This is a genomic window from Thioalkalivibrio thiocyanoxidans ARh2, from assembly GCF_000385215.1.
GTDB lineage: Bacteria > Pseudomonadota > Gammaproteobacteria > Ectothiorhodospirales > Ectothiorhodospiraceae > Thioalkalivibrio > Thioalkalivibrio thiocyanoxidans.
In genome coordinates this window covers 1-24244 of record NZ_ARQK01000039.1, presented here as the reverse complement: position 1 = coordinate 24244, position 24244 = coordinate 1, and the positions used below count along the sequence as shown (strand labels likewise).

Annotated in this window: 24 protein-coding genes and 1 pseudogene; 15 read left to right on the top strand and 10 right to left on the bottom strand. The window is 67.5% G+C overall.

Annotation, left to right across the window (positions count from 1 at the left end):
- The first annotated feature begins 6 nt into the window (after window positions 1–6).
- The 3 genes from G372_RS0103760 (at window position 7) to rnk (ending at window position 1641) form a co-directional block, all read left to right on the top strand.
- On the top strand, window positions 7–675 hold the full coding sequence (locus tag G372_RS0103760; protein ID WP_019624546.1) for a glutaredoxin family protein: 669 nt from the start codon (window positions 7–9) through the stop codon (window positions 673–675).
- A 64-nt stretch (window positions 676–739) separates the two neighbouring features.
- The gene (locus G372_RS0103755) at window positions 740–1084 is read left to right on the top strand and encodes a rhodanese-like domain-containing protein (protein ID WP_019624545.1); all 345 of its coding nucleotides are present in this window, start codon (window positions 740–742) and stop codon (window positions 1082–1084) included.
- A 146-nt stretch (window positions 1085–1230) separates the two neighbouring features.
- Window positions 1231–1641 (top strand): nucleoside diphosphate kinase regulator, encoded by a 411-nt coding sequence (gene rnk, locus G372_RS0103750; RefSeq protein WP_018137751.1) that lies wholly within the window; start codon window positions 1231–1233, stop codon window positions 1639–1641.
- 28 nt (window positions 1642–1669) lie between these two features.
- On the opposite strand, the gene G372_RS0103745 is transcribed toward rnk, so the two are convergent.
- The gene (locus G372_RS0103745) at window positions 1670–2125 is read right to left on the bottom strand and encodes a rhodanese-like domain-containing protein (RefSeq protein WP_019624544.1); all 456 of its coding nucleotides are present in this window, start codon (window positions 2123–2125) and stop codon (window positions 1670–1672) included.
- 46 nt (window positions 2126–2171) lie between these two features.
- Entirely contained in the window at window positions 2172–2678 is a 507-nt protein-coding gene (locus G372_RS0103740; protein WP_018863807.1) for a GlcG/HbpS family heme-binding protein, read from the bottom strand.
- 124 nt (window positions 2679–2802) lie between these two features.
- On the opposite strand from G372_RS0103740, the gene aroC reads away from it, so the two are divergent.
- Window positions 2803–3909, top strand: a complete 1107-nt coding sequence (aroC, locus tag G372_RS0103735; RefSeq protein WP_018863808.1) for a chorismate synthase — start codon at window positions 2803–2805, stop codon at window positions 3907–3909.
- Window positions 3910–3954: 45 nt separating this feature from the next.
- A complete protein-coding gene (locus G372_RS0103730) occupies window positions 3955–5112 on the top strand; it encodes an MFS transporter (RefSeq protein WP_019624543.1) in 1158 nt (385 codons plus the stop codon).
- A 17-nt stretch (window positions 5113–5129) separates the two neighbouring features.
- On the opposite strand, the gene G372_RS0103725 is transcribed toward G372_RS0103730, so the two are convergent.
- Window positions 5130–5564, bottom strand: a complete 435-nt coding sequence (locus G372_RS0103725) for an SRPBCC family protein (RefSeq protein ID WP_019624542.1) — start codon at window positions 5562–5564, stop codon at window positions 5130–5132.
- Between the two features lie 122 nt (window positions 5565–5686).
- On the opposite strand from G372_RS0103725, the gene G372_RS0103720 reads away from it, so the two are divergent.
- The 3 genes from G372_RS0103720 to G372_RS0103710 are packed head-to-tail and all read left to right on the top strand — an operon-like array spanning window position 5687 to window position 10443.
- On the top strand, window positions 5687–6142 hold the full coding sequence (locus G372_RS0103720) for a hypothetical protein (protein WP_019624541.1): 456 nt from the start codon (window positions 5687–5689) through the stop codon (window positions 6140–6142).
- Between the two features lie 30 nt (window positions 6143–6172).
- Complete coding sequence (locus G372_RS0103715; protein ID WP_019624540.1) at window positions 6173–7306, top strand: efflux RND transporter periplasmic adaptor subunit; 1134 nt, start codon at window positions 6173–6175, stop codon at window positions 7304–7306.
- Complete coding sequence (locus G372_RS0103710) at window positions 7303–10443, top strand: efflux RND transporter permease subunit (protein WP_019624539.1); 3141 nt, start codon at window positions 7303–7305, stop codon at window positions 10441–10443. Before G372_RS0103715 ends, G372_RS0103710 begins: the two co-directional genes overlap by 4 nt.
- A 1-nt stretch (window position 10444) precedes the next feature.
- Here the strand turns inward: G372_RS0103710 and G372_RS0103705 are convergent, their stop codons facing one another.
- The 5 genes from G372_RS0103705 to G372_RS0103685 form a co-directional block, all read right to left on the bottom strand.
- A complete protein-coding gene (locus tag G372_RS0103705) occupies window positions 10445–10870 on the bottom strand; it encodes a DUF1841 family protein (RefSeq protein WP_018863814.1) in 426 nt (141 codons plus the stop codon).
- Between the two features lie 29 nt (window positions 10871–10899).
- Complete coding sequence (gene nth, locus G372_RS0103700; protein WP_018863815.1) at window positions 10900–11547, bottom strand: endonuclease III; 648 nt, start codon at window positions 11545–11547, stop codon at window positions 10900–10902.
- A gap of 75 nt (window positions 11548–11622) precedes the next feature.
- Window positions 11623–12060 (bottom strand): hypothetical protein, encoded by a 438-nt coding sequence (locus G372_RS0103695; RefSeq protein WP_018863816.1) that lies wholly within the window; start codon window positions 12058–12060, stop codon window positions 11623–11625.
- 90 nt (window positions 12061–12150) lie between these two features.
- Entirely contained in the window at window positions 12151–15345 is a 3195-nt protein-coding gene (locus G372_RS0103690; protein ID WP_019624538.1) for an efflux RND transporter permease subunit, read from the bottom strand.
- On the bottom strand, window positions 15338–16657 hold the full coding sequence (locus G372_RS0103685) for an efflux RND transporter periplasmic adaptor subunit (protein WP_019624537.1): 1320 nt from the start codon (window positions 16655–16657) through the stop codon (window positions 15338–15340). The genes G372_RS0103690 and G372_RS0103685 overlap by 8 nt, the downstream gene beginning before the upstream one ends.
- 160 nt (window positions 16658–16817) lie before the next feature.
- Here G372_RS0103685 and G372_RS0103680 point away from each other — a divergent pair, with 160 nt between their 5' ends.
- Entirely contained in the window at window positions 16818–17387 is a 570-nt protein-coding gene (locus G372_RS0103680; RefSeq protein ID WP_020008824.1) for a copper chaperone PCu(A)C, read from the top strand.
- Between the two features lie 24 nt (window positions 17388–17411).
- Here the strand turns inward: G372_RS0103680 and G372_RS0103675 are convergent, their stop codons facing one another.
- Together G372_RS0103675 and G372_RS0103670 are read right to left on the bottom strand one after the other, a co-directional pair.
- On the bottom strand, window positions 17412–18281 hold the full coding sequence (locus tag G372_RS0103675; RefSeq protein WP_026340417.1) for a peptidylprolyl isomerase: 870 nt from the start codon (window positions 18279–18281) through the stop codon (window positions 17412–17414).
- A gap of 2 nt (window positions 18282–18283) precedes the next feature.
- Entirely contained in the window at window positions 18284–18580 is a 297-nt protein-coding gene (locus tag G372_RS0103670; RefSeq protein ID WP_018863821.1) for a YciI family protein, read from the bottom strand.
- Window positions 18581–18691: 111 nt separating this feature from the next.
- Between G372_RS0103670 and G372_RS0103665 the strand changes: the two genes are divergently transcribed.
- The 6 genes and pseudogenes from G372_RS0103665 to G372_RS14435 all read left to right on the top strand — a co-directional run.
- Window positions 18692–19309 carry an L-threonylcarbamoyladenylate synthase gene (locus G372_RS0103665; RefSeq protein ID WP_026278947.1) on the top strand — a complete coding sequence of 206 codons (618 nt, stop codon included), beginning with the start codon at window positions 18692–18694 and terminating at the stop codon, window positions 19307–19309.
- A 27-nt stretch (window positions 19310–19336) separates the two neighbouring features.
- The gene (locus tag G372_RS0103660) at window positions 19337–20698 is read left to right on the top strand and encodes a DUF945 family protein (protein ID WP_019624533.1); all 1362 of its coding nucleotides are present in this window, start codon (window positions 19337–19339) and stop codon (window positions 20696–20698) included.
- 46 nt (window positions 20699–20744) lie between these two features.
- Complete coding sequence (locus G372_RS0103655) at window positions 20745–21965, top strand: tryptophan--tRNA ligase (protein WP_018863824.1); 1221 nt, start codon at window positions 20745–20747, stop codon at window positions 21963–21965.
- 32 nt (window positions 21966–21997) lie between these two features.
- Window positions 21998–22855: a segregation and condensation protein A gene (locus tag G372_RS0103650; RefSeq protein WP_019624532.1), complete on the top strand. Its 858-nt coding sequence runs from the start codon at window positions 21998–22000 to the stop codon at window positions 22853–22855.
- A complete protein-coding gene (scpB, locus tag G372_RS0103645; RefSeq protein ID WP_019624531.1) occupies window positions 22852–23538 on the top strand; it encodes an SMC-Scp complex subunit ScpB in 687 nt (228 codons plus the stop codon). The genes G372_RS0103650 and scpB overlap by 4 nt, the downstream gene beginning before the upstream one ends.
- Before the next feature lie 583 nt (window positions 23539–24121).
- Window positions 24122–24244: pseudogene (locus tag G372_RS14435) on the top strand (IS110 family RNA-guided transposase); the annotation flags it as partial.

Genomic DNA, 24244 nt, shown 5'->3' with positions numbered 1-24244 from the left:
GGACTCATGAAGGTGGAACTGCTGGTGTCCGAATGGTGTGCCTCCTGCCACGATGCCGAGCGCATCTGGCGCGAGGTGGCGGAGAAGAAGCAGATCGATTTTGCGGTGGTCGACATGGGGCAGCCGGAGGGGCGTCAACTGGCGACCCGGTTGCGCATACGTTCCATCCCGGCCGTGGTCGTGGACGGCGAACTCAAGCACATCGGGCTGCTGGACCGCACGGCCGCGACCGCGCTGGTCGCCGAGGCGCCGGAGCGCACGCAGAAGGCTGCACGTCATGTCGGGCTGGGGCTTTCGGCCTCCAGCCGTGCCTCGGTACTGGGCGCGATGATCTGGCTGCTGGTCGCGGGTGCCGCCTTGCCGCTGGGCGGCTTCTTTCTGGATGGGGCCGCGCGCCCCGCCGCATTGCACGGCTTTACCCTCGGGTTCCTGCTGCTGCTGATCATGGGGCTGGGCGAGCACATGCTGCCGCGCTTTACTGGGCACCCGATTGCGGGTGGCTGGCTGTGGGCCTGGACACCGCAGATTCTGGTACATCTGGCTGTGCTGGGTATGGGCTTCGGCTGGCTGCTGGGCGTGCCAATGCTGACCGCGGTCGGTGCGCTAGCCGCGTTCGTCGCGCTACTGCTGTTTACGCTGCGCATCGCGCCGCTCCTGCTGCGCGCGTCCGTGTGAGAGTGCCCAGCGCCTGTCGAGACGGTAGACTGTTGCGTATGTGCAGACAGCGGAGTCGCCGACAGTGAGCCTGTTCGAGAAGCGCATCGCGGAGCTGGAAGAAGAGCTGCCGCATCTGGAGCCGGCGGACCTGGTCGACTGGCGCCAGGCGGGGCGCTCGTTCCTGCTGGTGGATGTTCGCCAGCCGGAGGAAGCGGCCGAAGGCAGCATCGACGGCGCGGTGAATATCCCGCGGCCCAAGCTGGAGGCCAGCATCGAATCCCACATGCAGGACCCCCAGCAGCCCGTCGTGGTGTACTGCGGGTACCGTGGCCGGTCCCAGCTGGTGGCGGACAGTCTGCGCGCGATGGGAATTGATGCCCGTGTCCTGCGTGGTGGCTACTCGGCGTGGCGCGACACGCAGGCTTGATCGCAGAAATGCCAGTCGCGGCTGATATGGCTTTTTGGCCGGGGCTTGGCTACTCTCGGGTCTGATTCTCCGATTTGGGATTTGTCCCCGTTTTATTCAGCGCGCCTCCCGTGGGGGCGCGTTCTGCTTTATTGGAGTGTGTAAAGGTGAGTAATCCGAAGATCGTCGTCTCCAACACGGACATGGAGCGCCTGGACAAGCTGCTGGAATCGCTGCCGGACGACAGCTTTCCCGGCAAGGCCGACCTGGAGGCCGAGCTGGATCGTGCGGATGTCGTCGATTCGCGCGAGATCCCGGGTTCGGTGGTCACGATGAATTCCAGGGTCCGTTTCCGGGTGATCGAGTCCGGCGAGGAGTTCTCGCTGACGCTGGTCTACCCGCGCGACGTGGACGAGAGCGGTGGCACGCTGTCGATTCTGGCGCCGGTGGGCAGTGCGCTGCTGGGGCTGTCCGAGGGGGACGAGATCGAATGGCCGCGCCCGGGTGGCGGGAAGATGCATGTGCGCATTGAGGCCGTCGAGTACCAGCCGGAGCGCGCCGGCGAGTATCACCGCTAGCAAACTCGGTTGCGCCAGGCGTGACCGATCAGCACTGTTCCCAGGGCAGCCCGTGGTAGCGCCAGCCGCCGCGGGTGGAACGCTGGTGGTGTTCGTCCAGCGGCCCCTCGAAGCCTTCCTCCACTGAATAGACATTCTCGATACCGGCATCGACCAGGGCCTGGCCGGCGGACAGCGTGCGCTTGCCGCTGCGGCAGATCAGGTAGAGCGCGGGGGCATCCTCGCTGTGGTCCTCGGCCCCGCCCAGCAGCAGTTTGCGTACCTGGGGCACGAAGTGGGGGTTCACGGTCCAGTCGGGCTCGTCGATCCACGGGATATGGATGGCGCCCTGCGGGTGCCCGACGAACAGGAATTCCATAGTGGAGCGGATGTCGATCAGCAGGTCGCGCGGGCGCTGCTGAAGCCGCTGATGGGCCTCCTGCGGACTGATCCGGCGCACACCGGGCGCGGGGACCGTCTTCTGGTTGGCGAGTGGGTCTTCCATTAAGGCTCCGGGCGTGGGCCGTCGGCCGTCCCTGGCCGTGCGCCACTTACATCGCGAAGTCGAGTCGTTCCTGAACCGAGTCTAGCGCGGCCTGGGCGCATTCTTCATCCAGGTCGCCACCAGGGGCTCCAGACACGCCCACCGCGCCGATCATGCTGCCGGCGACCTCGATCGGCAGCCCGCCCTCCAGCATGATGATGCCGTCGACGTGGTTCATCTCCATGCGGATTTCCTCGCGGTTCGCCCGGAAGCTGCCGGAGCTGGTGCCGGACATGACCGTAGCGCGCGCCTTGTCGCCGGCGATCTGGATGGTCTGCACGGCGGCCAGATTGTCGCGCAGCACGGCGCGGTCGTTGCCGGCACGGTCGACGACCACGGCGCTGGTCTGGTGCCCCTTCTCGCGGCAGGCCAGCACCGCGGCCTCGGCGATGTCGTTGGCCAGCTCCATGCTCATCATGCGCTGGTTGAACACGTCGGCCTGGGCCACGCTGGCCAGTCCCAGGCAGGCCGCGGCGGCGGTACCGGCAGCCAGTCGCTTGATCGAACGCGTCATATCCATCTCCTGTCCTTTGTTATGGGTTCTGCGACCCCGATCATGGCAGAAACATCGTGGTCTTGCCGCTCGGGCGGGGCGGCAACAGGCGACAGCACCGCGCGGCATGGATACACTATCGCGCATGTCGGGAAACAGCTTTGGGCGACTGTTCGTCGTCAGTACCTTTGGTGAGAGTCACGGGCCGGCCCTGGGCGCGGTGGTGGACGGCTGTCCGCCCGGTCTGGAGCTTTGCGAGGCGGACCTGCAGTTTGATCTGGATCGCCGCCGGCCGGGACAGTCGCGCCACACCACCCAGCGCCGCGAGCCGGACCAGGTACGCATCCTGTCCGGGGTGTTCGAGGGCCGCACGACCGGCACTCCGATCGGCCTGCTGATCGAGAACGTCGATCAGCGCTCCAAGGACTACAGCGAGATCATGGATCGCTTCCGTCCGGGGCATGCGGACTACACCTATCACCGCAAATACGGCTCGCGCGATTACCGCGGCGGCGGGCGCAGCTCCGCGCGCGAGACCGCGCTGCGTGTCGCGGCGGGTGGCATCGCCCGGCGCTACCTCCAGCAGCGCTACGGGATCGAGATCCGTGGCTGGCTGTCACAGCTGGGCCCAATCGAGCTGGAGGCGAAGCAGCCGGAGATCGTCAACGACAACCCGTTCTTCTGCCCCGACCCGGACAAGGTCGCGGAGCTGGAGGAATACATGGATGCCCTGCGCAAGTCCGGCGATTCGATCGGCGCGCGGGTGACTGTCGAGGCTGTCGGTGTGCCGGCGGGCTGGGGCGAGCCGGTGTTCGACCGCCTGGACGCGGAGCTGGCGCATGCGCTGATGAGCATCAACGCGGTCAAGGGCGTGGAGATCGGGGCCGGCTTCGAGTCGGTGACCCAGCGGGGCACCGAGCACCGCGACGAGATTACCCCCGAGGGTTTCCTGTCGAACCACGCCGGCGGCGTGCTGGGCGGGATCAGCACCGGCCAGGCCGTGCGCGCGAGCATCGCGCTCAAGCCGACCTCGAGCATCCGTCTGCCCGGACGCAGCATCAACACCGCCGGCGAACCGGTGGAGGTGGTCACCAAGGGCCGCCATGACCCCTGCGTGGGGATCCGCGCGACCCCGATCGCGGAGGCGATGATGGCGCTGGTACTGATGGACCATGCTCTGCGCCATCGCGGACAAAACGCCGACGTCGGCGACACCGGCCTGCCGGAACTGCGCGACCTCCCACACGACTGATATGGGCACGCTCCGTCGTGTCGGCCGTGCCGGAGGTCCGTTCCGGTGATTCCCAGCGCGCGCCTGTCCACGGTCTACTTCTTCTATTTCGCGAGCCTCGGCGCGTTCATGCCGTTCTGGGGCCCGTATCTGTCCGAGGCCGGCTTTAGCGGATCGCAGATCGGCGAGCTGATGGCGATCGTGCTCGCCACCAAGATCATTGCACCCAACGTCTGGGGCTGGCTCGCGGATCGCGCCGGCGCGCACATGCCGATCACCCGCTGGGGAGCGTTTGGCGGTGTGGTCGCCTTTGCCGGGGTGCTGCTGTACACCGGCTACTGGTGGCTGGCGGTGGTGATGGCCGCGTTCAGCTTCTTCTGGAATGCGATCCTCCCGCAGTTCGAGGCGACCACCATGCGTACGCTGGGTCGCGATGCCCATCGCTACGCGCTGGTCCGCCTGTGGGGCTCCGTCGGGTTCATTGTCGCGGTCGCGCTTCTGGGCTGGGCCTTCGACCATATCGACATTGCCTGGCTGCCCTGGATCGTGCTCGGCATCTTCGCGGCTCTCTGGCTGGTGACGCTCTGGGTGCGCGAGCCGGTGCGCGACATGGAGCAGGACAACAACGTCCCGGCGCTGGTCGCGGTACTCAAGCGGCCGGAGGTGATCGCGCTGTTTCTGGCCTGCTTTTTCATGCAGGCGAGCCACGGTCCCTATTACGCGTTCTTTACGCTGTATCTGGAGGAGGCCGGGTTCTCGCGGGCGGTGGCCGGGCAGTTGTGGGCGCTCGGAGTGGCGGCGGAGGTGGTCCTGTTCCTGCTGCTGCCGAAGCTGATCCTGCGCTTCGGGGCGTGGTTCCTGGTATCGGTGGCACTGGTGCTGACCACCCTGCGCTGGGGGCTTCTGGCCGCCATCCCCGATTCCCTGCCCATGCTTTTGTTCATCCAGGCCCTGCACGCGGCCAGCTATGGCGTCTATCACGCCGCCGCCATCTCGCTGATTCATTATTTCTTTCCCGGCCGCCTCCAGGGGCGCGGACAGGCCCTGTACTCCTCGCTGAGCTTCGGGCTCGGGGGCGCTGCCGGAAGCCTGGTCGCGGGGTATCTGTGGGACGGCATCAGCCCGGCCTCGGTCTACGTGTTCGCGGCATTTCTGGCGGCTGCCGGCGTGCTGGCGTCGGTATACGGGGAATGGCGGCACAAGACGCCGGTCCGCACGCTTTAGGCCGCTCCTCCGGGCTGTCAGGCACGCCCGTTGTCGGTGTCGAGCCGGCGTTGCACGCGGTTCATCAGCTGGCCGGAGACGCGTTCGACCAGCGAATGCGCGGCACGCCGCACCGCAGCCTCGAGCAGTGGGCTGCCCAGGCGGTATTGCAGCTCGAACTCCACCTGCGTGTGGCCGGGTTCGCCCGGGCTCAGCCGGTAGCTGCCCCGATTCTGGATGCCGCGGATCGAGCGCCAGGCGAAGTACTCGGGGCGCGCGGCCTCGCAGACCTCGACATCGAAATGCAGCTTCATGCCGGCCGCGCGAATCGTCCAGCGGTAGCGGTCGTCCCCCAGCGGCTCGATATGCTCCACGTTGTCGCAAAGATCGACAAAGTTGGGCACGTGGCTCAGCAGGTCGAAGACCTGCTCCGGCTCCGCGCGAAGGGAGGTTTTATGGGTCAGCTGACGCATTGTCGAGACGCCGGGAAGGTTGAGCGGCACTTGCTGTTGAGAGGCTCGCGCAGGCCGGGGGTTCCATGCAACCGGACCCGCGCCGGGCTACGATGACGGATCAGCCCCGACCGGTTATTGCGATGTCCGCCCAGCCCGCCTCCGAGCCCGAGTTTCTCCAGCGCTTCCAGGCGGGGAGTACGGGCATGCTGTACTGGTCCGATCTGGACGCGCTGTGGGCGCGCCTGCGCGAACGGGCGGATGAGCACTGGTATGTCTATGCCGTGGGTGATGCGGTGCCGCAGGCGCCGGTCTCGGCGGAGGACTTCCGGCGCTTCCTGGAGGAGGTCGATCGCCTGCTGCGGCAGGATCACGACGAGGATTACTGTGGCATCGTCTATGTCGATGATCGCGAGGCCCCGAGTTTCGTGAAGATCTTCGATCCCAACAACCTGGGCTCCAGCTGCGGGTCCTCCGGGCTGCGGGTATTGCCTGGCTGGGTACTCTCGCAGGTGCCACCGGTGGATTTGGAGGCCGCGATGCCGCCGACCGGCAGTCGCCGGCGCTGGTGGCAGCGCCTGTTCGGCGGGGCACGATGAACACACCCGACACACAGGGAAGGTGGGTTGATGGCTGATGCCTGGTGGCAGCGCCTGCGCGGGCAGTCGCGCGTGCTGGTCGCGCTGGGCGTGCTGGTGCTGGTGATCCTCTGGATTGCCTCCGGGATGCTCGGCCGGGAAGTGGACGATGCCCCGCCTGCCATGGATCGACAACCGCTGGCGGTGGCGGTAACCGAACTGGAAGCAGAGCCGGTAGAGCGCCTGCTGGTCCTGCAGGGCCGGGTGGAGCCGGATCTGCGCGTGATGGTGCGTGCCGAGACCGCCGGCCAGGTGGCCGAGTGGGAGGTGGCCCGCGGGGCGCGCGTCGCCGCCGACGAGCCCCTGGCGCGGCTGCGCATGGACGACCGCGAGGCACGCCGGCGCCAGGCGATCGCGCGGCTGCGCGGCGCCGAGAGCGAATACGAGGCCGCCCAGCGCCTGCACGATCAGGGCCATGTGTCGCGCACCCAGCTGGAGGCCCGCGAGGCCGAGCGCGAGGCCGCCCGGGCGGAGCTGGAGGCGATCGAGCTGGATATCCGCAACACGCGCATCGTCGCGCCGGTGGCCGGGGTGGTGAATCAGCGCCTGGCGGAGCGGGGCGACTTCGTGGCACGTGGCGACCCGGTGGCGGAGATCGTGGACAACGACCCGCTGCTGGCGGTGGTGCATGTGCCGCAGCACCAGATCGGGCGCGTGGAGCCGGGCCAGGCGGCACGCATCCGCTTCCTCGACGGGCGTCGCGCCGAGGGCGAGGTCCGGTTCGTCTCGCGGGTGGCCGAGGTCGGCACCCAGACCTTCCGCGTGGAGGTCGAGGTCCCGAATGCCGACGAGGCGTTGCCCTCCGGGATCAGCGCCGGGGTCGAGATCCCGACCGAGACGGTCGCGGCGCACAAGCTCTCGCCGGCCTGGATGGGACTGGACGACAACGGCCGGGTCGGGGTGAAGACGGTGGATGACGAGGACCGGGTGGTCTTCCATGCGGTCGAGGTGATTCGCGCCGCCACCGATGGCGTCTGGGTCACCGGGTTGCCGGAGCGCGCGCGGGTGATCACCATCGGCCACGGCTTCGTGACCCCGGGCGAGACGGTGCGACCGCATCCCGGAGGGGAGCCGCCAGACGCCGAGGCGGGCGCGCCCCAACCGGTGGGCGGGGCGCTGCCGTGAAGGCCCTGATCGCCTGGGCGGTAGAACACGCCCGGACGGTGCTGCTGTTCCTGCTGCTGATCCTGGTACTGGGTGCGACCGCCTACCAGGTGGTGCCCAAGGAGGCGGCTCCCGAGATCGACATCCCCATCTTCTTTGTGTCCGTGCCCTATCCCGGGGTCAGTCCGGAGGATGCGGAGCGTCTGATGCTGCGCCCGCTGGAGCGCGAGCTGCAGACCCTCCCCGGGGTGGACGAGATGCAGTCCTGGGCGGGCGAGGGCTTCGCCCTGGTGCGGCTGGACTTCGAGCCCGGCTGGGACAATCGCCGGGCCCTGTCGGACCTGCGCGAGGAGGTCGACCAGGTCCGCCCCGAACTGCCCGCCGGGGCGGACGAGCCCAGCGTCTCCGAAGTCGACCTGTCCATGTTCCCGGTGCTCACGCTGAATCTGTCCGGTCCGCTGGACGAGCGCACGCTGGTGCGCCTGGCGCGGGACCTGCGCGACCGCGTGGAGGCGATTCCGGGGGTGCTGGAGGCGGATGTCGGTGGAGACCGCGAGGAACAGATGGAGGTCCTGGTCGATCCGCTGGTGCTGGAGACCTTTGAGCTGTCATTCGATGAACTGACCCGCGCGATCGAGCGCAACAACCGCCTGATCGCGGCCGGGGCGCTGGATACCGGGGCCGGGCGCATTCCTCTGCGGGTGCCGGGTACCATCGACGACGTCGACGATGTGCTGGATACCGCCATCCGGGTCGAGGGCGACGCGGTGGTGCGGGTGCGCGATGTCGCCGAGGTCCGCCAGAGCTATCTGGACCCGGAAGGTTTCACCCGCATCGACGGCCAGCCCTCGGTGTCACTGGAGATCCGCAAGGCCTCGGAGGCCAACATCCTGGAGGTGGTGGCCGCCGCGCGCGCGACCATCGAGGCGGCGCGGGCCGACTGGCCGGAGACGGTCGAGGTGACCTACCTGCAGGACATGGCGCGCGATGTCGACGACCTGCTGGGCGATCTCGAGAACAACGTGATCACGGCGGTGCTGATCGTCGCCCTGGTGATCCTGGCGATGATGGGGGCGCGCGCGGCCCTGCTGGTGGGGCTGGCCATACCCGGGGCCTTCCTCGGCGGCATCCTGGCGATCTATCTGATGGGGTTCACCCTCAATGTGGTGGTGCTGTTCGCGCTGATCCTGGTGGTTGGCATGCTGGTGGATGGCGCGGTGGTGGTCGTGGAACTGGCCGACCGCTATGTGGCCGAGGGCATGCCGCGGCGGGAGGCCTTCCGTGCCGCGGCCCAGCGCATGTCCTGGCCGATCACCACCGCGATCGGGACCACGCTTGCGGTGTTCGCGCCGATGCTGCTGTGGCCCGGCATGGTGGGCGAGTTCATCGTCTATCTGCCGGCCACGGTGATCGTGACCCTGATCGCCTCGCTGGCGATGGCGCTGGTGTTCATCCCGGCGCTGGGCGCAGTGATCGGCCAGAGCCGTCCGATCAACCCGGCCCAGACCCGCTACGTACGCGCGGCCGAGGAGGGCCGCTATGACGAACTGCAGGGCCTGACCCGTTCGTATATCCGGCTGCTGCAGCCGCTGGTGCGCCATCCCGTCTGGACGCTCGCGGGCACGCTGGCGCTGGTCGCTGCCGCATATGCGCTGTATGCCCAGCAGGGGCGCGGGGTGGAGTTCTTCCCGCAGGTGGAACCGGACTTCGTGCAGGTGCAGGTGCAGGCGCGCGGCGACCTGTCGGTGTGGGAGGCGGACGCCCTGGTGCGGCAGGTGGAGGACCGCCTGCAGGGAGTGCCCCAGATTCATCATGTCTATGCGCGGACTATCGGTACCCAGCTCGGGCGGCTTCAGGGCGACTACCCGGAGGATGTCATCGGGCTGATCCAGCTGGAACTGATCTCCTGGCGGGATCGCCCGCCGGCGGCATCGATTATCGAGGAACTGCGCGAGCGCACCGCCGACTTGCCCGGGATCCGCCTCCAGTTTCGCGCCCAGGAACGCGGGCCGCGCGAGGGGCGGCCGATCGTGGTCGAGGCCTCGAGTCGCGATGCCGACCGCATCGCGCCGGTGATTCGCGAGATCCGCAGCGCGATGGACGATCTGGGTGGCTTCGAGGACGTGACCGACGACCTGCCACTGCCCGGGATCGAGCTGGAGGTCCGCTTCGACCGCGAGCAGGCGGCGCGCTTCGGCGTGGATGTTCCGCTGCTGGGCGAGGGCGTCCAGCTCCTGACCCGCGGCATCCAGCTTGGCAGCTACCGCCCGGACTACAGTGACGAGGAGGTCGACATCCGCCTGCGCCTGCCGGCGGATCAGCGCCACTTGCAGCAACTGGCCACCCTGAACCTGCCGGGCGCGACCGGACTCGTCCCCCTGGCGCACTTCGCCGAGCTGGTGCCGGTGCCGGCCACCGGGCTGATCAAGCGGCGCGACGGCGACCGCGCCTACACCCTGGAGGCGGATGCCGCCAGTGGCTACCTGGTGGACGAGCGCCAGCGGGCCCTCGAGGCGCGCATCGCCGAAATGGAGCTGGACCCGGAGGTGCAGCTGCGGTTTCGTGGCCAGGCCGAGGAGCAGGCCGAGGCGGCGCGCTTCCTGCTTGCGGCCTTCGCGCTGTCGCTGTTCCTGATGCTCGCGATGATGGTCACCCAGTTCAACCGCTTCTCGCAGGCGCTGCTGGTGATGTCGGCGATCGTGTTCTCCACCGCCGGGGTGCTGCTGGCCCTGCTGGTGCGCGGCGAGCCGTTCGGGATCGTGATGAGCGGGATCGGGGTGCTGGCGCTGGCCGGGATCGTGGTGAACAACAACATCGTGTTGATCGACACCTACAACGAACAGCGTCGACGCGGCCTGGATGCGCTGGAGGCGGCCCTGCGGGCCGCCGCCCAGCGCATGCGGCCGGTGCTGCTGACCGCGATCACCACGATCCTCGGCCTGATGCCCATGGTGCTGGCCTGGACCGTCGACTTTGCCGGAAGGGACTTCTACGTCGGGGCGCCGGTGACCGGTTTCTGGGTGCAGCTCGCGACCGCGATCGCCGGGGGGCTGTTCGTCGCCACGCCGCTGACCCTGTTGTTCACGCCCGCGATGCTGGTGCTGCTGGATCGGCTGGGGCTGGACCGACGGCCCACGCCGGAGCCGCAGCGCGCCTGAGTCAGCGCCCGGCGAGCTGGCGCAGGCACTCCATGTAGGCGTTCTGGTCCGGCGCCGCGTTGTTGCGCTGCGCCTCCCACAGGGCCTGCCCCAGGCACTCCATCATCCGGTGCTCGGCGTCCATCACCCCGAAGCGGGCGCACAGGCCTTGGTGCAGGGCGCGGATGCCCTCGGGGCGGTCGGTGCGGGCCTGGTCACGCAGGCTCAGGTGCATCGCCATGTGCAGGAACGGATTGGAGGTGCCCAGCTCCGGCGGGAATTCGCCGGTCAGCGCGGTCTCGCGGTCCTTGAGATAGTCGTGGTACTCGGGGTGTTCCGAGATCACGTCCACCAGCTGCTGTTCCAGGTCGGTCAGCGTTTCGCCGGCCTGCGCCTTCTGCCAGGCGTCGACGAACTGGGTGCGGATCTGGTCTCGGTTGCCGTACATGCTGTGTCCTCGGGGTGGCGTCGCGGGGTTCAGGCGGCGGCCGGGGGTGGAGTCTTGGCCCTGTATTCGCACAGGTCCTCGATCGGGCAGCGCCAGCACTCGGGCTTGCGCGCCTTGCAGACATAACGCCCGTGCAGGATCAGCCAGTGATGGGCGTCCTGCAAATAGGGCTTCGGGGTCAGCCGCATCAGCCGCTTCTCGACCTCCAGCACGTTCTTGCCGGGGGCCAGTCCGGTGCGGTTGGCGACTCGGAAGATGTGGGTGTCCACCGCGATGGTGGGTACGCCGAAGGCGGTGTTCAGGATTACGTTGGCGGTCTTGCGCCCCACACCCGGCAGGGCCTCGAGCGACTTGCGGTCGCGCGGGACCTCGCCGCCGTGCTGCTCGACCAGGATGCGACAGGTCTTGAGGATGTTCTCGGCCTTGGCGTTGTACAGCCCGATGGTCTTGATGTGTTCCTTCAGCCCGTCCAGCCCCAGATCGAGGATGGCCTCGGGGGTGTTGGCGACGGCGTAGAGGCGGCGCGTGGCCTTGTTCACGCCGACATCCGTGGCCTGGGCCGACAGGATAACCGCGATCAGCAGCTCGAACGGGGTGTTGTACTCGAGCTCGGTGGTCGGCTCGGGATTTGCCGCCTTCAGGCGTTCGAAGATGGCTTCACGCTTGGCCGCGTTCATGTGGCGGTATCTCCCGGGGCCGCAACGCAAACCGGCCCCGCAGGGCGGGGCCGGATGCTGCCGCAAGGTTGCCGGTCAGACGTGGCGGAAAAGACCGACGTCCGGGGCCGCTTCGCGCGGGTTGGACTCGGCTTCCTTCTCCAGATCCTTGATCAGCTTGGCGTGCTTCTCTTCCAGATCATGCATCGCCTTTTCGTCCATCTTCGGGAAGATGACATCGCGGATGAACGAGCCCAGCTCGTCCAGGCAGCTCGGCCAGTACTTGTCGTTCAGGTGGAACGCGTGATGGGCATGGGTGCCCATCGGGTAGCTGTCGAACTTGGTGATCATGGTGTAGGAGAGGTCGGCGTCCTTCTCGACGAAGTCCTTGGCCCAGTCGTACCACCACTTGTAGTACTTCTCCTGCAGGTCGTCGTTGAATCCGTGTTTCTCGAAAAAGGCGGCGATGTTGCCGCGCGGGGCGAGGCCGTAGCGCGTGCCGCGCTTGCCAGCAAACGGGAAATGTCCAGCCATGCCTGTCTCCTGAGACGTTGGGATTGCCGGGGCCGGGCCCCGGTAAAAGGAATTTGTGGCGCCGGAAGTTTACTCGCTGGCGAGCGAGAATCAAGAAACAGGTGCCTCGGCGGTCTCCGCGCGCCCGAAGCGTCCCTCGTACAGACGCAGCAGGGCGGGGATCACGAACAGCACCAGCAGGGTGGCGAAGGCCAGCCCGAACACGATCGAGATTGCCATCGGGATCAGGAACTGGGCCTGCACCGAGCGCTCGAACAGCAGCGGCGTGAGGCCGGCGATCGTGGTGACGGAGGTCAGGATCACCGCGCGCAGGCGCTGGCAGGCCGCCTCCACGATCGCCTCGCGCAGGGCGAGTCCGGTCTCGCGCAGCCCCTGGTAGAAGCTCACCAGGATGATCGAGTTGTTGACCACGATCCCGGTCAGCCCGAACAGGCCGAACAGCGAAAGGATGGTGAGCTCCACGCCCATCACCCAGTGCCCGAACAGCGCACCGAGAATCCCGAAGGGAATGATCGCCATGACGATCAGCGGCCAGCCCCAGGAGCCGAACACCCAGGCGAGCACGATGTACATCAGCCCCAGCGCCAGCACGAGGCCCATCTGCATGTCGGCGAACGTCTCTTCCTGGTCCGCCGCACGCCCTTCGAAGGAATATTCGATGCCGTGTCGGTCCGACAGCTCGTCCAGTGGTCCGTCCTCGAGTGCCGCCCGGATGCGCGCGGCGTTGTTCACCGCTCGGTCCACCTCGGTCGATACCTGGATGGCCAGCCGCGTGTCGGCATGGCGCAGGGTCTCGAACCCCTGGCGCGAACGGAGATCCACCACGTCGTCCAGTGGCACGAAGGCCCCGTCCGGCAGGCGCAGGTTCAGCCGCTCCAGACTCTCCGTCCGGTGGCGCTCGCTGTCCGGGAGGCGCACGCGGACCTCGACCTCCTCCAGTCCGTCCTGATAGAGCTGGGCGAGGTATCCATCAAAGGCGTTGCGCAACTGCCCGCCGACCGATTCGGTACTCAGCCCGACCGCGCGACCCTCGGGTTTCACCTGGAACACGAACTGCTCGCGACCGAACGGGGTGTCGTCGCTGGTGGCGAAGGTCCCGGGGAAGTCGTCCAGCATGTCGGCCAGTTCCAGTGCGGCCTCTTTCAGTACATGCGGGTCGTCACCGGTCAGGCGGATATCGAGATCCCGCCCCGGCGGCCCGGTCTGGCGTTCATCGATGGAGAAGTTCTCGATGCCCGGGGCCTGGCGGATGCGGTCATCCCATTCACGGATGAACTCGCGGTTGCGTACGGTTCGTTCTTCCGGCGAGACCAGCTCCACCTGGATGTTGCCGAACTGTTCCCCCTTGGGTGCATTGCCATCGCCGGGGTCGATCCCCTGGCCGAGGCGGGTCACGGAGGTGCGTACCAGATTGCCGCCCAGCGCCTCCTCCGTCTCCTCGAGGGCGCGTTCGGCGTGGATCAGGAACGACTCGACGCGCTCGGGCGGCGTGCCGGCGACGAAGTTCACCCCTGCGTTGACGATGGTGCCCTCGGGCGAGGGGAAGAAGGTGAAGCCGATGCGGCCGCTGGCGGCCAGCCCAATGGCGAGAATCAGCGCGCCCACGGCCAGCGCCAGGGTGACGCCCGCGTGATCCACCGAGCGCGTGACCGCGCGCCGGAACGGGCCGTTGCGCAGGCGTTCGAAGCCGGCGTCGAAGCGCGCCCGCAGACTGCCCTGTGGCGGTTCCTCGAGCCGGTGCATCACCCCCTTCAGATGGGCCGGCAGGATCAGGAAGGCGATCAGCAGGGTAGCCACGATCACGCAGATCACCACCAGCGGGATATCGAACAGGATATTGCCGATCATCCCGCCAATCAGCATCAGTGGCATGAAGGCGGCGACCGTGGTCAGCGAGGCGGCGATCACCGGTCCGAGCATGCGCCGCGCGCCGTCGCGTGCGGCCCTCCCTGCGTCCAGCCCGCGCTGGTGCAGGCTGTAGGCGTGTTCGGAGACCACGATCGCGTTGTCGACGATGATCCCCAGCGACATGATGAAGCCGAACAGCGAGATCATGTTGATCGAGCCACCCACGACCCACAGCACGACAAAGGCGGCGGTAAATGCGATCGGGATGCCCAGTGCCACACGCAGTGCGACATGCCGGTTGAGGAACAGGAACAGGATGCCCAGCACCAGCATCAGGCCGCCGAGGCCGTTCTTGAGCAGCATATTGATGCGCTCGGCCAGGAGCTCCCAGAAGGCATCCATTACCTGGACATCCACACCCGGTGGCAGGGTGGGCCTGGTCGCCTCCAGCCAGTCCTCGAGGACGCGCGCGGCCTCCAGCGAGTCCCCTGTCTCCGAACGCATGAGCTGCATCTCGATGGCGGGTTTGCCGTTGGCGCGACTGCGTACCTCGCCATCGCGCGGGCGCAGTTCGATGTCGGCGATATCGCCCAGCCTGATTCGCCCCAGATCGGTGTCGCCGCGCAGGATCAGCCGCTCGAAGCCGACGACATCGCGGGCCTGCTCCAGGCTGCGAATCTGGCGGGCGGTATCGTCGCGCCCGACCGAGCCGGCGGGGAAGTCCTGCGCCATTTCGCGGATCTGGGTGCCGATCTCCTCCAGGGTCATGTCCAGGCGATAGAGATCCCGCGACGGCACCTGGATGGCCATCTCGTCCTCGGTCAGCCCGGTGAACTCGATCTGGGCGATGCCGGCATCCAGCAGCTCCCGCTCGAACTGCCGCGCCAGCCGGCGCAGCTGCTGCGGGTCTTCCGGGCCGGTAATCAGCAGCCGGGCCACGGGCTCGTAGCGGATGATTCGCTTGACCACCGGGGTTTCGGCGTCCTCCGGCAGATTGCGCTGCTGGTCGACGCGGTCATTGACCTGCTCGGCGGCCCGCGTCATGTCCGTGCCCGCCTCGAACTCGAGGGTCACCACGCCGACCCCCAGCGCGGAGGTCGAGGTCATGTTGCGCAGGCCGTCGATGGTGCGCAGGTCCTGTTCCAGGGGATCGATGATCGCCTGTTCCACGTCCTCAGCGCTGGCCCCGCTCCAGACCACTTCCACGGTCATGAAGTCCAGCTCGAAGTTCGGGAAGAACTGGGTGTTCAGCTTGGTCAGCGCGAATGCCCCGGCCAGCAGCATCAGCGCGATCAGCAGATTCGCGGCCAGGCGGTGTTCCAGGAAGATCTGGATCGGGCCGCGCGGTGGCTGGCCGTTGTCGCGCGTCCCCCCGCCGGGCATCGGGCGCTCGTCCGGGCCGTCGCCGGCACGCTGGCCGGGATCGGCATCAGCCATCGTTCGGGTCCTGATCCGCGTTGGTGTCGAAAGCGCGCGGGATCGCGGCATCGCGATCCGGGCGTTCGCCGGGCTCCTCGACCTCGACCTTCAGCCCGTCCACGGCATTGGGCAGGCGGGTGGCGACCAGGATGTCGCCCGTCTGCAGGTCCGGGTGACGGATCAGGGCACGGGCGTCCCCGGCATCGGTCATGAATTCGCCGAGGCGCTCGACCCGCAGCGACTGCATGCGGCCGTCCACGACGCGGAAGACCTGATCCCGGCCATAGAGGGCCTCGTAGGGTACGGCCAGGCTGTCGGGCTCGGCCGGCAGGCGCAGGGTTAGTTCAACAAAGCGATTGAGATTCAACGCAGAATGGCCCTCGCGGACCTCGAAGATGCCGCGCGTACCGGCTTCGCCCGCACGCGTCTCGCCCTCCAGGCGTGTCAGTTCGGTACGCACCGTGCGTCCACCCACCTGCGCATGAGCGGTCAGAGCTTCGCCTGCGTCCAGCAGCTCCTCGATGCGCGGGAGGATGTAATCGGGGATGCTGGCGCGAATCTCCAGGTCATCGAGTGCGAACAGGCGTACTAACGGGTCTCCAGCGCGGGCGCGCTCGCCAGACGCCACCTCGACCTCGACCACGCGGGCATCGAAGGGCGCGGCGATCGTGGTGCGCTCGAGATCGATGCGCGCCTGATCCTCGGCCGCCCGCGCGCGCTCCAGCCGGGCTTCCGCCTGGGCCTTGCGCATCGGGGCATCGACGATTGCTTGCTCGCGGTTGTCCACGGTCAGGCTGGCCTGTTCCAGGGCCTCCCGGGCCGTGTCCACGTCGGTTTCGGAGCCGAGGTCACGTTCGCGCAGGTTCTGGGCGCGGCGCAGGCCGCGTTCGGCGATTTCCAGGAGTTCGCGCTCACGCACCAGGGCTTCGCGATCGAAACGGGCCCGAATCTCTTCGCTCTCTTTTGCGCCTTCCAGTTCGCGGCGTTCGGCCGTGCGCTGGGCCAGCAGCAGTTCCGCCTCGCGCGGGTCGATGCGCACCAGGGTTTCGCCCGCCTCCATGCGGGCCCCGATGCGGGCCGGGACGGCCTCGATCTCGCCCTCGACGGCCGCGCGCAGGGTGGCCGTCTGGGCCGATGCGCTGCGCCCGTTCAGCAGGATGCCAGGGTGGTGCTCGCCCAGTTCGGCCACCAGTCCCTGCACGGGCCAGGTGCGCTCGGTGGCCTCGGGCGCAGGCGCCTCGGGACCTGTCGCACGCAGTACAAGAAAGCCCACGACCGCGGCGGCGAGGATCAGAAGGGGGGGCAGGGCACGTCGGAGAAGGCGCGGCATTATGTTCTCGGTCGGATGGGGCAGGGCCGGTCGCTCGGTTGGAGCCCGTAAGGGCCAGAGGGTTCCTTCCCGGCGCGACATTCTAGGGAGACGCGGATCGAATCGCACGCGTCGCGTTCCCCTAGGTTAGGATGCGTCACAGCGAACCGTGGAGAAACTGATGATCAATCTCGCCGTATTACGATCTCTTGCGGCCGCCGCCCTGGTCCTGAGCCTGGGCGCGGGCACCGCGGGCACCGCGGGCACCGCGGGTACCGCGGTGGCCGGGGAGGCCCCGGAGGTGTGCGAATGCCTGGAAGGGCTGGAGATGGAAGGCACGCCTTGGGTGCGCCTGGTGCCGGGGGATACCACTGCCGGCTATCTGGAGCTGCGCAATACCGGCGAGTCCGATCGCCGTATCGTGGCCGCCGAGTCGCCAATCGCGAAGACCACCGAATTGCACGAGCACACCCATGAAGATGGCGTGATGCGCATGCGCGAGGTCGATCACCTGGACCTGCCCGCGGGCGAGACCCTGGTGCTGGAGCCGGGTGGCCTGCATCTGATGTTCATCGGCCTGCACGAGCCGCTGACGGCCGGTGACTGGGTCGCCGTGCGGGTGACCTTCGAGGACGGCGAGACCATGGATCTGCACATGCAGGTGCGCCGCGGCGAGGCCGAGGAGGGTACCGGGCACGACCACATGGAGCGCGACGACGCGAGCCACGGGCACGGCGGTCACGGGCACTGACGTGCCCGCCCGAACGGCGCGGGATCAGTTCTCCGGCCGGTTCGGGATCTCGATCGTCGCCTTGGCGCGCAGGTCCTCCAGCTTTTCCTGGATGGCGCGGCTTTCCAGGATCTCGATGATCTCGGCGCGCACCTCGTCCAGCGGCGGGACTTCCACCTCGCGGGTGTCGTCCAGACGGATCAGGTGCCAGCCAAACTGTGACTGCACGGGCGCGTCGGTGGTCTCGCCGGGTTCCAGGGCCTCGGTGGCAGCGGCGAATTCCGGCACCATGCCATCGGGCGTGAACCATCCCAGGTCCCCGCCTCGAGCGGCGGATCCCGGGTCGATGGAGTGTTCCTCGGCCAGCTCCGCGAAATCGGCTCCGTCGTCCAGCTGTGCCAGCAGCTCGCGCGCGCTGTCCTCGTCCCCGACCAGGATGTGACGCGCGCGGTACTCGGTGCCGCGCAGGTATTCGACCTGGCGTTCGTATTCCGCCTCCACCTCTTCTTCGCTGATCTCGAGTTCCTCGGCGATGCGCTCCATCAGCGTGGATGCCAGCAGATTGGTCTCGACCATTTTCAGGATGCGCTGGATCTCGGGGTCGTCACCCAGTCCGCGTTTCAGGGCCTCCTGGCGCAGCAGTTCCAGGCTGATGACCTCGTCCAGTACCCCTTCGCCCTGCGCGGCCACCCCCGGATCCTCGTCCATGCCGGCATAGGTGAACAGATCGGCGCGGGTGATCGCGCGATCATTGACGATGGCGACCGTGTCCTCGTCGTCGGTATCGGTGATGACCGTGTCGAGCTCGCTAGCCTCTTCGTCGGGCAGCGGCAGACCCTCGTCGCCATTCCCGCAGGCGGCCAGAAGGCCCGCGAGGGCGAGAGTGGCAACGAGCGCGGCGGGACGGGTACGCATGATCAAAACACCTGCTTGAAAGGACGAACATCCACCGAGGCATAGACCCCCGCGGCGACATACGGATCGGCATCGGCCCACTCGTGGGCGGCCTCCAGCGACGGAAACTCGGCCACGATCAGGCTGCCGGTGAAGCCGGCGGGGCCCGGGTCGTTGCTGTCGATCGCCGGCAGCGGACCGGCCAGGATCAGGCGGCCGGCCTCGTGCAGGGCCTGCAGCCGGGCGACGTGTTCCGGCCGCGCGGCCAGCCGTGCATCCAGCGAGTCGGGGGCATCCTGGCCCTGGATCATGTAGAGCATCAATCGGGGTTCTCCGTGGGTCGAGGAATTCATTCTAGCGCGGGCGGGGCGCCTTATGAGCACCGCCCACCATGCGCTACACTGCGCGCCTTGTCATCAATGGCCGAGTTCATGATCGCGATACACCCCGAAAACCCGCAGCCCCGGCTGATCCGGCAGGTCCTGGAGCGGCTGCACGAGGGCGCGGTGATCGCAATCCCGACCGACGCCTGTTATGCCCTGGCCTGTCTGCCGGGCGACAAGGCGGGCGCTGACCGTATCCGCCGCATCCGGCAGGTCGACGATACCCATCACCTCACGCTGCTGTGTCGTGACCTCTCGGAACTCGGCGTCTACGCCAAGGTGGACAACACGGCCTTCCGCCTGATGAAGGGTCTGACACCCGGGCCCTATACCTTCATCCTGCCGGCCACGCGCGAGGTGCCGCGCCGCCTGCAGCACCCCAAGCGTCGCACTATCGGTCTGCGCGTGCCGGACAGCCGTATCGTGTCGGCATTGCTGGAGGCACTGGGCTCGCCGCTGATGACCGCGACCCTTCAGCTCCCGGGCGAGGAGCTGCCGCTGAGCGAACCCTGGGTGATCGACGAGCGGCTGTCGAAGGTCGTGGACGAGGTCGTCGATGGCGGGGCCGGCACCCTGGAGCCGACGAGCGTGATCGACCTGACCGGTGATGTGCCGGAGATCATCCGTCACGGTGTCGGCGATGTGGCGTTCCTTGATGAGTCGTAAGGGCATGGAGGCCAGGGGAGATGCGTGATGCGTAAGTGGATTGTGCTGCTACTGGTGCTGCTGATCGTGGTCGCCGCCTGGCCGGTGTTTGTCGGCGGGCAGGTCGAGCGCAACGTGACCGAGACGCAGCAGGCACGCATCGGCGAGGTGGATCTGCGCCACGAGATGGTCGAATACCGGCGCAGCTACCGAACCGCGAGCGCGCGCAGCGAGCTGACCCTCGACGACGGCGAGACCGAGCTGGTCATCCCGCTGGAGCACCGGGTGCGCCACGGTGTGCTCGGCGCGCGCGGCGAGTCGAATGTGGACCTGGACGCCCTCGAAGCCCCGGAGGGCTCGCTCGCGGCCCATCTGCTGCACGAGCTCGATCTGGTCGTGCAGACGCATGCCGGCATGGGCGGTCGTCTGACCACGCGCGTGCAGTTCGAGCCCCTGACGCTGGACCTGATGGAGGTTCCGGATGTGGCCGACCGTGTTGATGGCGATGGGCCGCTCTGGCTCGAGCTGGATGCGGGCCAGGGGCGCTTTGCCTGGTCGGCGGAGCAACTGCTGCTGAGCCTGGATCTGCCCGCGCTGCGTCTGCATGACGACGAGGCGGACCTGCGGGTCGAGCAGGCCCGTTTCGCGACCGTATTCGAACCGGACGAGGATGGTGTCTACGGCCGCCTGCCGGATTACGAGGGGGGCCTGGCGGCCGCGCACCTGCACGTTCGCGACGAGCAGGGCGAGATGGAGCTGACCCGGCCGCGAGTGAATGCCTTCCAGAAGACCAGCAATGATCGCCTGGACAGCCGCCTGCGCCTGGAGATCGACGAGGTTCGCCTGCGCGAGGCGGACGCCGACGTGCTGGAGCTCGAGACCGTGGATCTCCAGTTTGCGCTGCTGCGCTGGGATCGCCCGGCACTGTTGCAGATGATTCAGGACCTGGAGGCGCTGCAGGAGCGTGATCTGGAACGCGGTCAGCGCCTGGCGCTTGGCGGGTCGGTGATTACCGACGCGATCGAGCGCATGATCGAACACAGCCCGGCGGCCGAGTTGAAGGCCTCGTTCAACGAATCCCCCGCACGCCAGGTGGCCCTGGAGACCGAGCTGGGCCTGCGCGGCGACGCGCGCGGTTTCCGTACCCGGCCGCTGGAGACCCTGGTACTGGACAGCGAGCTGCGGCTCGGGCTGGAATGGGTGCGGGAATTCGAGTCCGCGTACCCGGACGCGGATTTGGACGAGCGTCTTCATACCCTGGCGGCCCAAGGCTGGCTGCAGCGCGACGCCGATGCCGAACTCTGGCGCGGACACCTGAATATGGAGGACGGTCGCGTGTACGTGAACGAACGCGATCGCACGGCGGCCCTGTTGGGCATGCTGTTTGCCCTTTCGGGCGGCATGTTCTGAGTATCATCCCCAACGAACCCCACGAATAACGGAGAAGGAACCACTCGTGACCAGCACCCAGGGAACGAACCAGCGCGTGATCTCGGGCATGCGCCCGACCGGGCACCTGCATCTGGGCCATTATCACGGCGTCCTGAAAAACTGGATCGAGCTGCAGCACAACTACGAGTGCTTCTTCTTCGTTGCCGACTGGCATGCGCTGACCACACACTATGAAGACCCGGGCGACCTGCAGCAGCATGTCACCGAGATGGTGATCGACTGGCTGGCGGCCGGGGTGAGCCCCGGTTCCGCCACGCTGTTCGTGCAGTCGCGCGTGCCGGAGCACGCGGAGCTGCACCTGCTGCTGTCGATGATTACCCCGCTGGGCTGGCTGGAGCGTGTGCCCACGTACAAGGATCAGCAGGAGCAGCTGCGCGAGAAGGACCTGGCCACCTACGGCTTTCTGGGCTACCCCGTGCTGCAAAGCGCGGACGTGCTCGCCTACCGTGCCGGCATGGTTCCGGTTGGCGAGGATCAGGTGTCGCACCTGGAAGTCACGCGCGAGATCGCTCGCCGCTTCAACCATCTCTATGGCCGCGAGCCGGGGTTTGCGGAAAAGGCCGAGGCGGCGATCGACAAGATGGGCAAGAAGGCCGCCAAGCGTTATCGCGACCTGCGCAAGCGCTTTCAGGAGCACGGCGAGGACGAGGCGCTGGAAGTGGCCCGGGCGATGCTCGAATCGCAGCAGAACATCTCGCTGGGCGATCGCGAACGCCTGTTCGGCTACCTTGAAGGTGGTGGCAAGATCATCCTGCCCGAGCCCCATTCCAAGCTCACGCCTACCGCGAAGATGCCGGGTCTGGATGGGCGCAAGATGTCCAAGAGCTACGGCAACACCATCAGCCTGCGCACCGAGCCGGCCGAAGTGGAAAAACTGATCCGGACCATGCCGACGGACCCGGCGCGTGTGCGTCGCACCGATCCCGGCACGCCGGAGAAGTGTCCGGTCTGGGATCTGCACCTGGTCTATACCGACGAGGCCAAACGGGCCGAGCTGCACGAGGGCTGCACCTCGGCCGGGATTGGCTGTATCGACTGCAAGCGCCCGCTGATCGAAGAGGTTCAGGCGGAGCTCGAGCCGATCCAGCAGCGCGCAAAGGAGTACGCCGAGGACCCGGCCCTGGTGCGTTCGATCATCGTCGAGGGCTCCGAGGCCGCGCGCGAAGAGGCGCGCGAGACCCTGGAAGAGGTGCGCCGCGTGATGGGCCTGGACTACCTGCGATGAGCGGTTTCGGAATGCTCCCACCGAGATGAGCCATGGACCCGCGCGATGAGCTGACGGACCTGGACAATCCCGCGACGGTCGAGACCGGAGCGGAAGGCGAGTTTGTCTATCGCGTGCATGGCGAGCCGGTGGCGGAACTGCCGGCCGATCTGTATATCCCCCCGGATGCGCTGGAGGTCTTCCTTGAATCGTTCGAGGGACCGCTGGACCTGTTGCTGTACCTGATCCGGCGGCAGAACCTCGACATCCTCGCCATCCCGATCGCCGAGATCACGCGTCAGTACATGGCCTATATCGAGGTGATGCGTGCGCTGCGGCTGGAGCTGGCCGGCGAGTACCTGGTGATGGCGGCGCTGCTCGCCGAGATCAAGTCGCGCATGCTGCTGCCGCGCCCGGTGGAGGCCGCCGCGGACGAGGACACCGATCCGCGCATGGCACTGATCCGTCAGCTGCAGGAATACGAACAGTTCAAGACCGCGGCCGAGCGGCTGGACGAACTCCCGCGCATGGACCGCGACGTGTATGCCGCCGGCGCCAGTGTCGAGGCGCTGGAGGGGCCGCCACCCCCGGCCCCCACGATGGACGAGCTGATGGAGGCCCTGGCCGCCGTGATGCATCGGGCCAGCCTCTCCGCGCACCATCACATCTCCACCGAGCAGTTGTCGGTGCGCGAACGCATGAGCAGTATCCTCGAGGTCCTGCACCCGGAGCGCTTTACCGACTTCGTCACGCTCCTGCTCGCCTCCGAAGGGCGTCAGGGCGTGGTGGTATCGTTTCTCGCCGTGCTGGAGCTGACCAAGTCCGGCCTGGTGGAGTGGGGCCAGAGCGAACCCTACAGCCCGATTCGGCTGCGCCGCCGGGGTGGCCGGCCGGACACGGAGGATGCATGAACGACGTCACCAGCCCTGAGGCCCCGCAAGCCGCCACCGAGATCGAAGCCGATACGCTCGGTGCCATCGAACTCGCGATCGAGGCGGTCCTGTTTGCGGCCGCCGAGCCGGTCGCGCCGCGCGACCTGAAGGCCGCCTGCGAGGACCTGGGCGAGATCGATCAGCCGACACTGGACCAGGCGATTGGCCGTCTGCAGGAGCGCTATGCGGATCGCGCCATCGAACTGGTGCGCACGGCTGGCGGGTACCGCTTCCGCGTGCGGGCCCGCTTCTCCGCCACGGTGCAGGCGGCGCAGCCCGAGCGCCCCGCGCGGCTGTCGCGTGCGCTACTGGAGACACTGGCGATCATTGCCTATCGCCAGCCGGTGACGCGCGCCGAGATCGAGGCGGTACGCGGCGTCGCGGTCAGCTCCGGGATCATGCGCACCCTGCAGGAACGCGAATGGGTACGCGTGGTGGGGCACAAGGAGGTGCCGGGGCGTCCTGCGCTGTTCGCGACGACGCGGACGTTCCTCGACGACCTGGGGCTGAAACGGCTGGAAGAGCTGCCACCGCTGGACGCGATCCGCGACCTGGCGGATGTCGCCTCCGACGCGGGCTTCACCCTCGCACCGCCCGAGGACGACGCCAATGGCCAGCTCCGCCTCGAGCCCGCCCCCGACTCCGACGACGACCCTCGCTAGCCGTCTGCGCTTCAGGGCTGGCCCTAGTTTTGCCTCAGGAGTTTACGGTGGCTTCGGTCCACCGCCTGCCAAGCGCTGTTTCGCCAGCGCGCCTCGAGTTACTTCTTTGCTCGTGCAAAGAAGTAACCAAGAAACACGCCCGGGATTCGCCCGGGGACCTTGCTCCGGGCGCGCCAGGCCGGCGGCGCTGAAACTCGCTGCGCTCAGACAGTCAGCGCCTTTTCTCCGGCCTGTCACGCCCTCCACAAGGGGCTCATATCGGGAGGGTAGGTCAAAACCGACGGTGTTCCCGCACCTGTCCTGAGTCCCAAGTTGTAGGGTGCGTTGAGCGAAGCGAAACGCACCATCCCAGCGTCGGCGCAACCCTGATGCGATTCGCTGCGCTCATCACATCCTTGTGTCTTGCGGTTCACGGATCGCTACCATGGACCGCACCGGACTCGGGGTAACCCGATCGCATCCTGAGGTCACGAACCTGTGCCGTAGATGGGCCCCCGAGTCCTTTTTCATCTCGAAGTTTGAACGGTATCCAAGCTCCCCGTGAGGGGCGGGTGAGGCTGTACGGACAAGGTGAGAGGACGAGATGGCTCATATTGGCATTGATGTCAGCAAGAACAAGCTCGACTGCATGTGGGTCCGGGATCTGGAGGCGGGCAAGGTCAAGCCGAAGGTATTCCCGAACCGCCAGGACCAGTACCCGGAGTTG

Bases quoted from the DNA above. Each gene is read 5' to 3' on its own strand.
- G372_RS0103665 (WP_026278947.1), top strand. From the start codon at position 18,692: ATGATCGCGATACACCCCGAAAACCCGCAGCCCCGGCTGATCCGGCAG.
- G372_RS0103680 (WP_020008824.1), top strand. From the start codon at position 16,818: ATGATCAATCTCGCCGTATTACGATCTCTTGCGGCCGCCGCCCTGGTC.
- G372_RS0103670 (WP_018863821.1), bottom strand. From the start codon at position 18,580: ATGCTCTACATGATCCAGGGCCAGGATGCCCCCGACTCGCTGGATGCA.
- G372_RS0103740 (WP_018863807.1), bottom strand. From the start codon at position 2,678: ATGACGCGTTCGATCAAGCGACTGGCTGCCGGTACCGCCGCCGCGGCC.
- aroC (WP_018863808.1), top strand. From the start codon at position 2,803: ATGTCGGGAAACAGCTTTGGGCGACTGTTCGTCGTCAGTACCTTTGGT.
- G372_RS0103675 (WP_026340417.1), bottom strand. From the start codon at position 18,281: ATGCGTACCCGTCCCGCCGCGCTCGTTGCCACTCTCGCCCTCGCGGGC.
- G372_RS0103725 (WP_019624542.1), bottom strand. From the start codon at position 5,564: ATGCGTCAGCTGACCCATAAAACCTCCCTTCGCGCGGAGCCGGAGCAG.
- G372_RS0103690 (WP_019624538.1), bottom strand. From the start codon at position 15,345: ATGGCTGATGCCGATCCCGGCCAGCGTGCCGGCGACGGCCCGGACGAG.
- G372_RS0103760 (WP_019624546.1), top strand. From the start codon at position 7: ATGAAGGTGGAACTGCTGGTGTCCGAATGGTGTGCCTCCTGCCACGAT.
- G372_RS0103660 (WP_019624533.1), top strand. From the start codon at position 19,337: ATGCGTAAGTGGATTGTGCTGCTACTGGTGCTGCTGATCGTGGTCGCC.
- G372_RS0103650 (WP_019624532.1), top strand. From the start codon at position 21,998: ATGGACCCGCGCGATGAGCTGACGGACCTGGACAATCCCGCGACGGTC.
- G372_RS0103745 (WP_019624544.1), bottom strand. From the start codon at position 2,125: ATGGAAGACCCACTCGCCAACCAGAAGACGGTCCCCGCGCCCGGTGTG.
- G372_RS0103695 (WP_018863816.1), bottom strand. From the start codon at position 12,060: ATGGCTGGACATTTCCCGTTTGCTGGCAAGCGCGGCACGCGCTACGGC.
- G372_RS0103720 (WP_019624541.1), top strand. From the start codon at position 5,687: ATGTCCGCCCAGCCCGCCTCCGAGCCCGAGTTTCTCCAGCGCTTCCAG.
- G372_RS0103705 (WP_018863814.1), bottom strand. From the start codon at position 10,870: ATGTACGGCAACCGAGACCAGATCCGCACCCAGTTCGTCGACGCCTGG.
- G372_RS0103715 (WP_019624540.1), top strand. From the start codon at position 6,173: ATGGCTGATGCCTGGTGGCAGCGCCTGCGCGGGCAGTCGCGCGTGCTG.
- nth (WP_018863815.1), bottom strand. From the start codon at position 11,547: ATGAACGCGGCCAAGCGTGAAGCCATCTTCGAACGCCTGAAGGCGGCA.
- scpB (WP_019624531.1), top strand. From the start codon at position 22,852: ATGAACGACGTCACCAGCCCTGAGGCCCCGCAAGCCGCCACCGAGATC.
- G372_RS0103685 (WP_019624537.1), bottom strand. From the start codon at position 16,657: ATGCCGCGCCTTCTCCGACGTGCCCTGCCCCCCCTTCTGATCCTCGCC.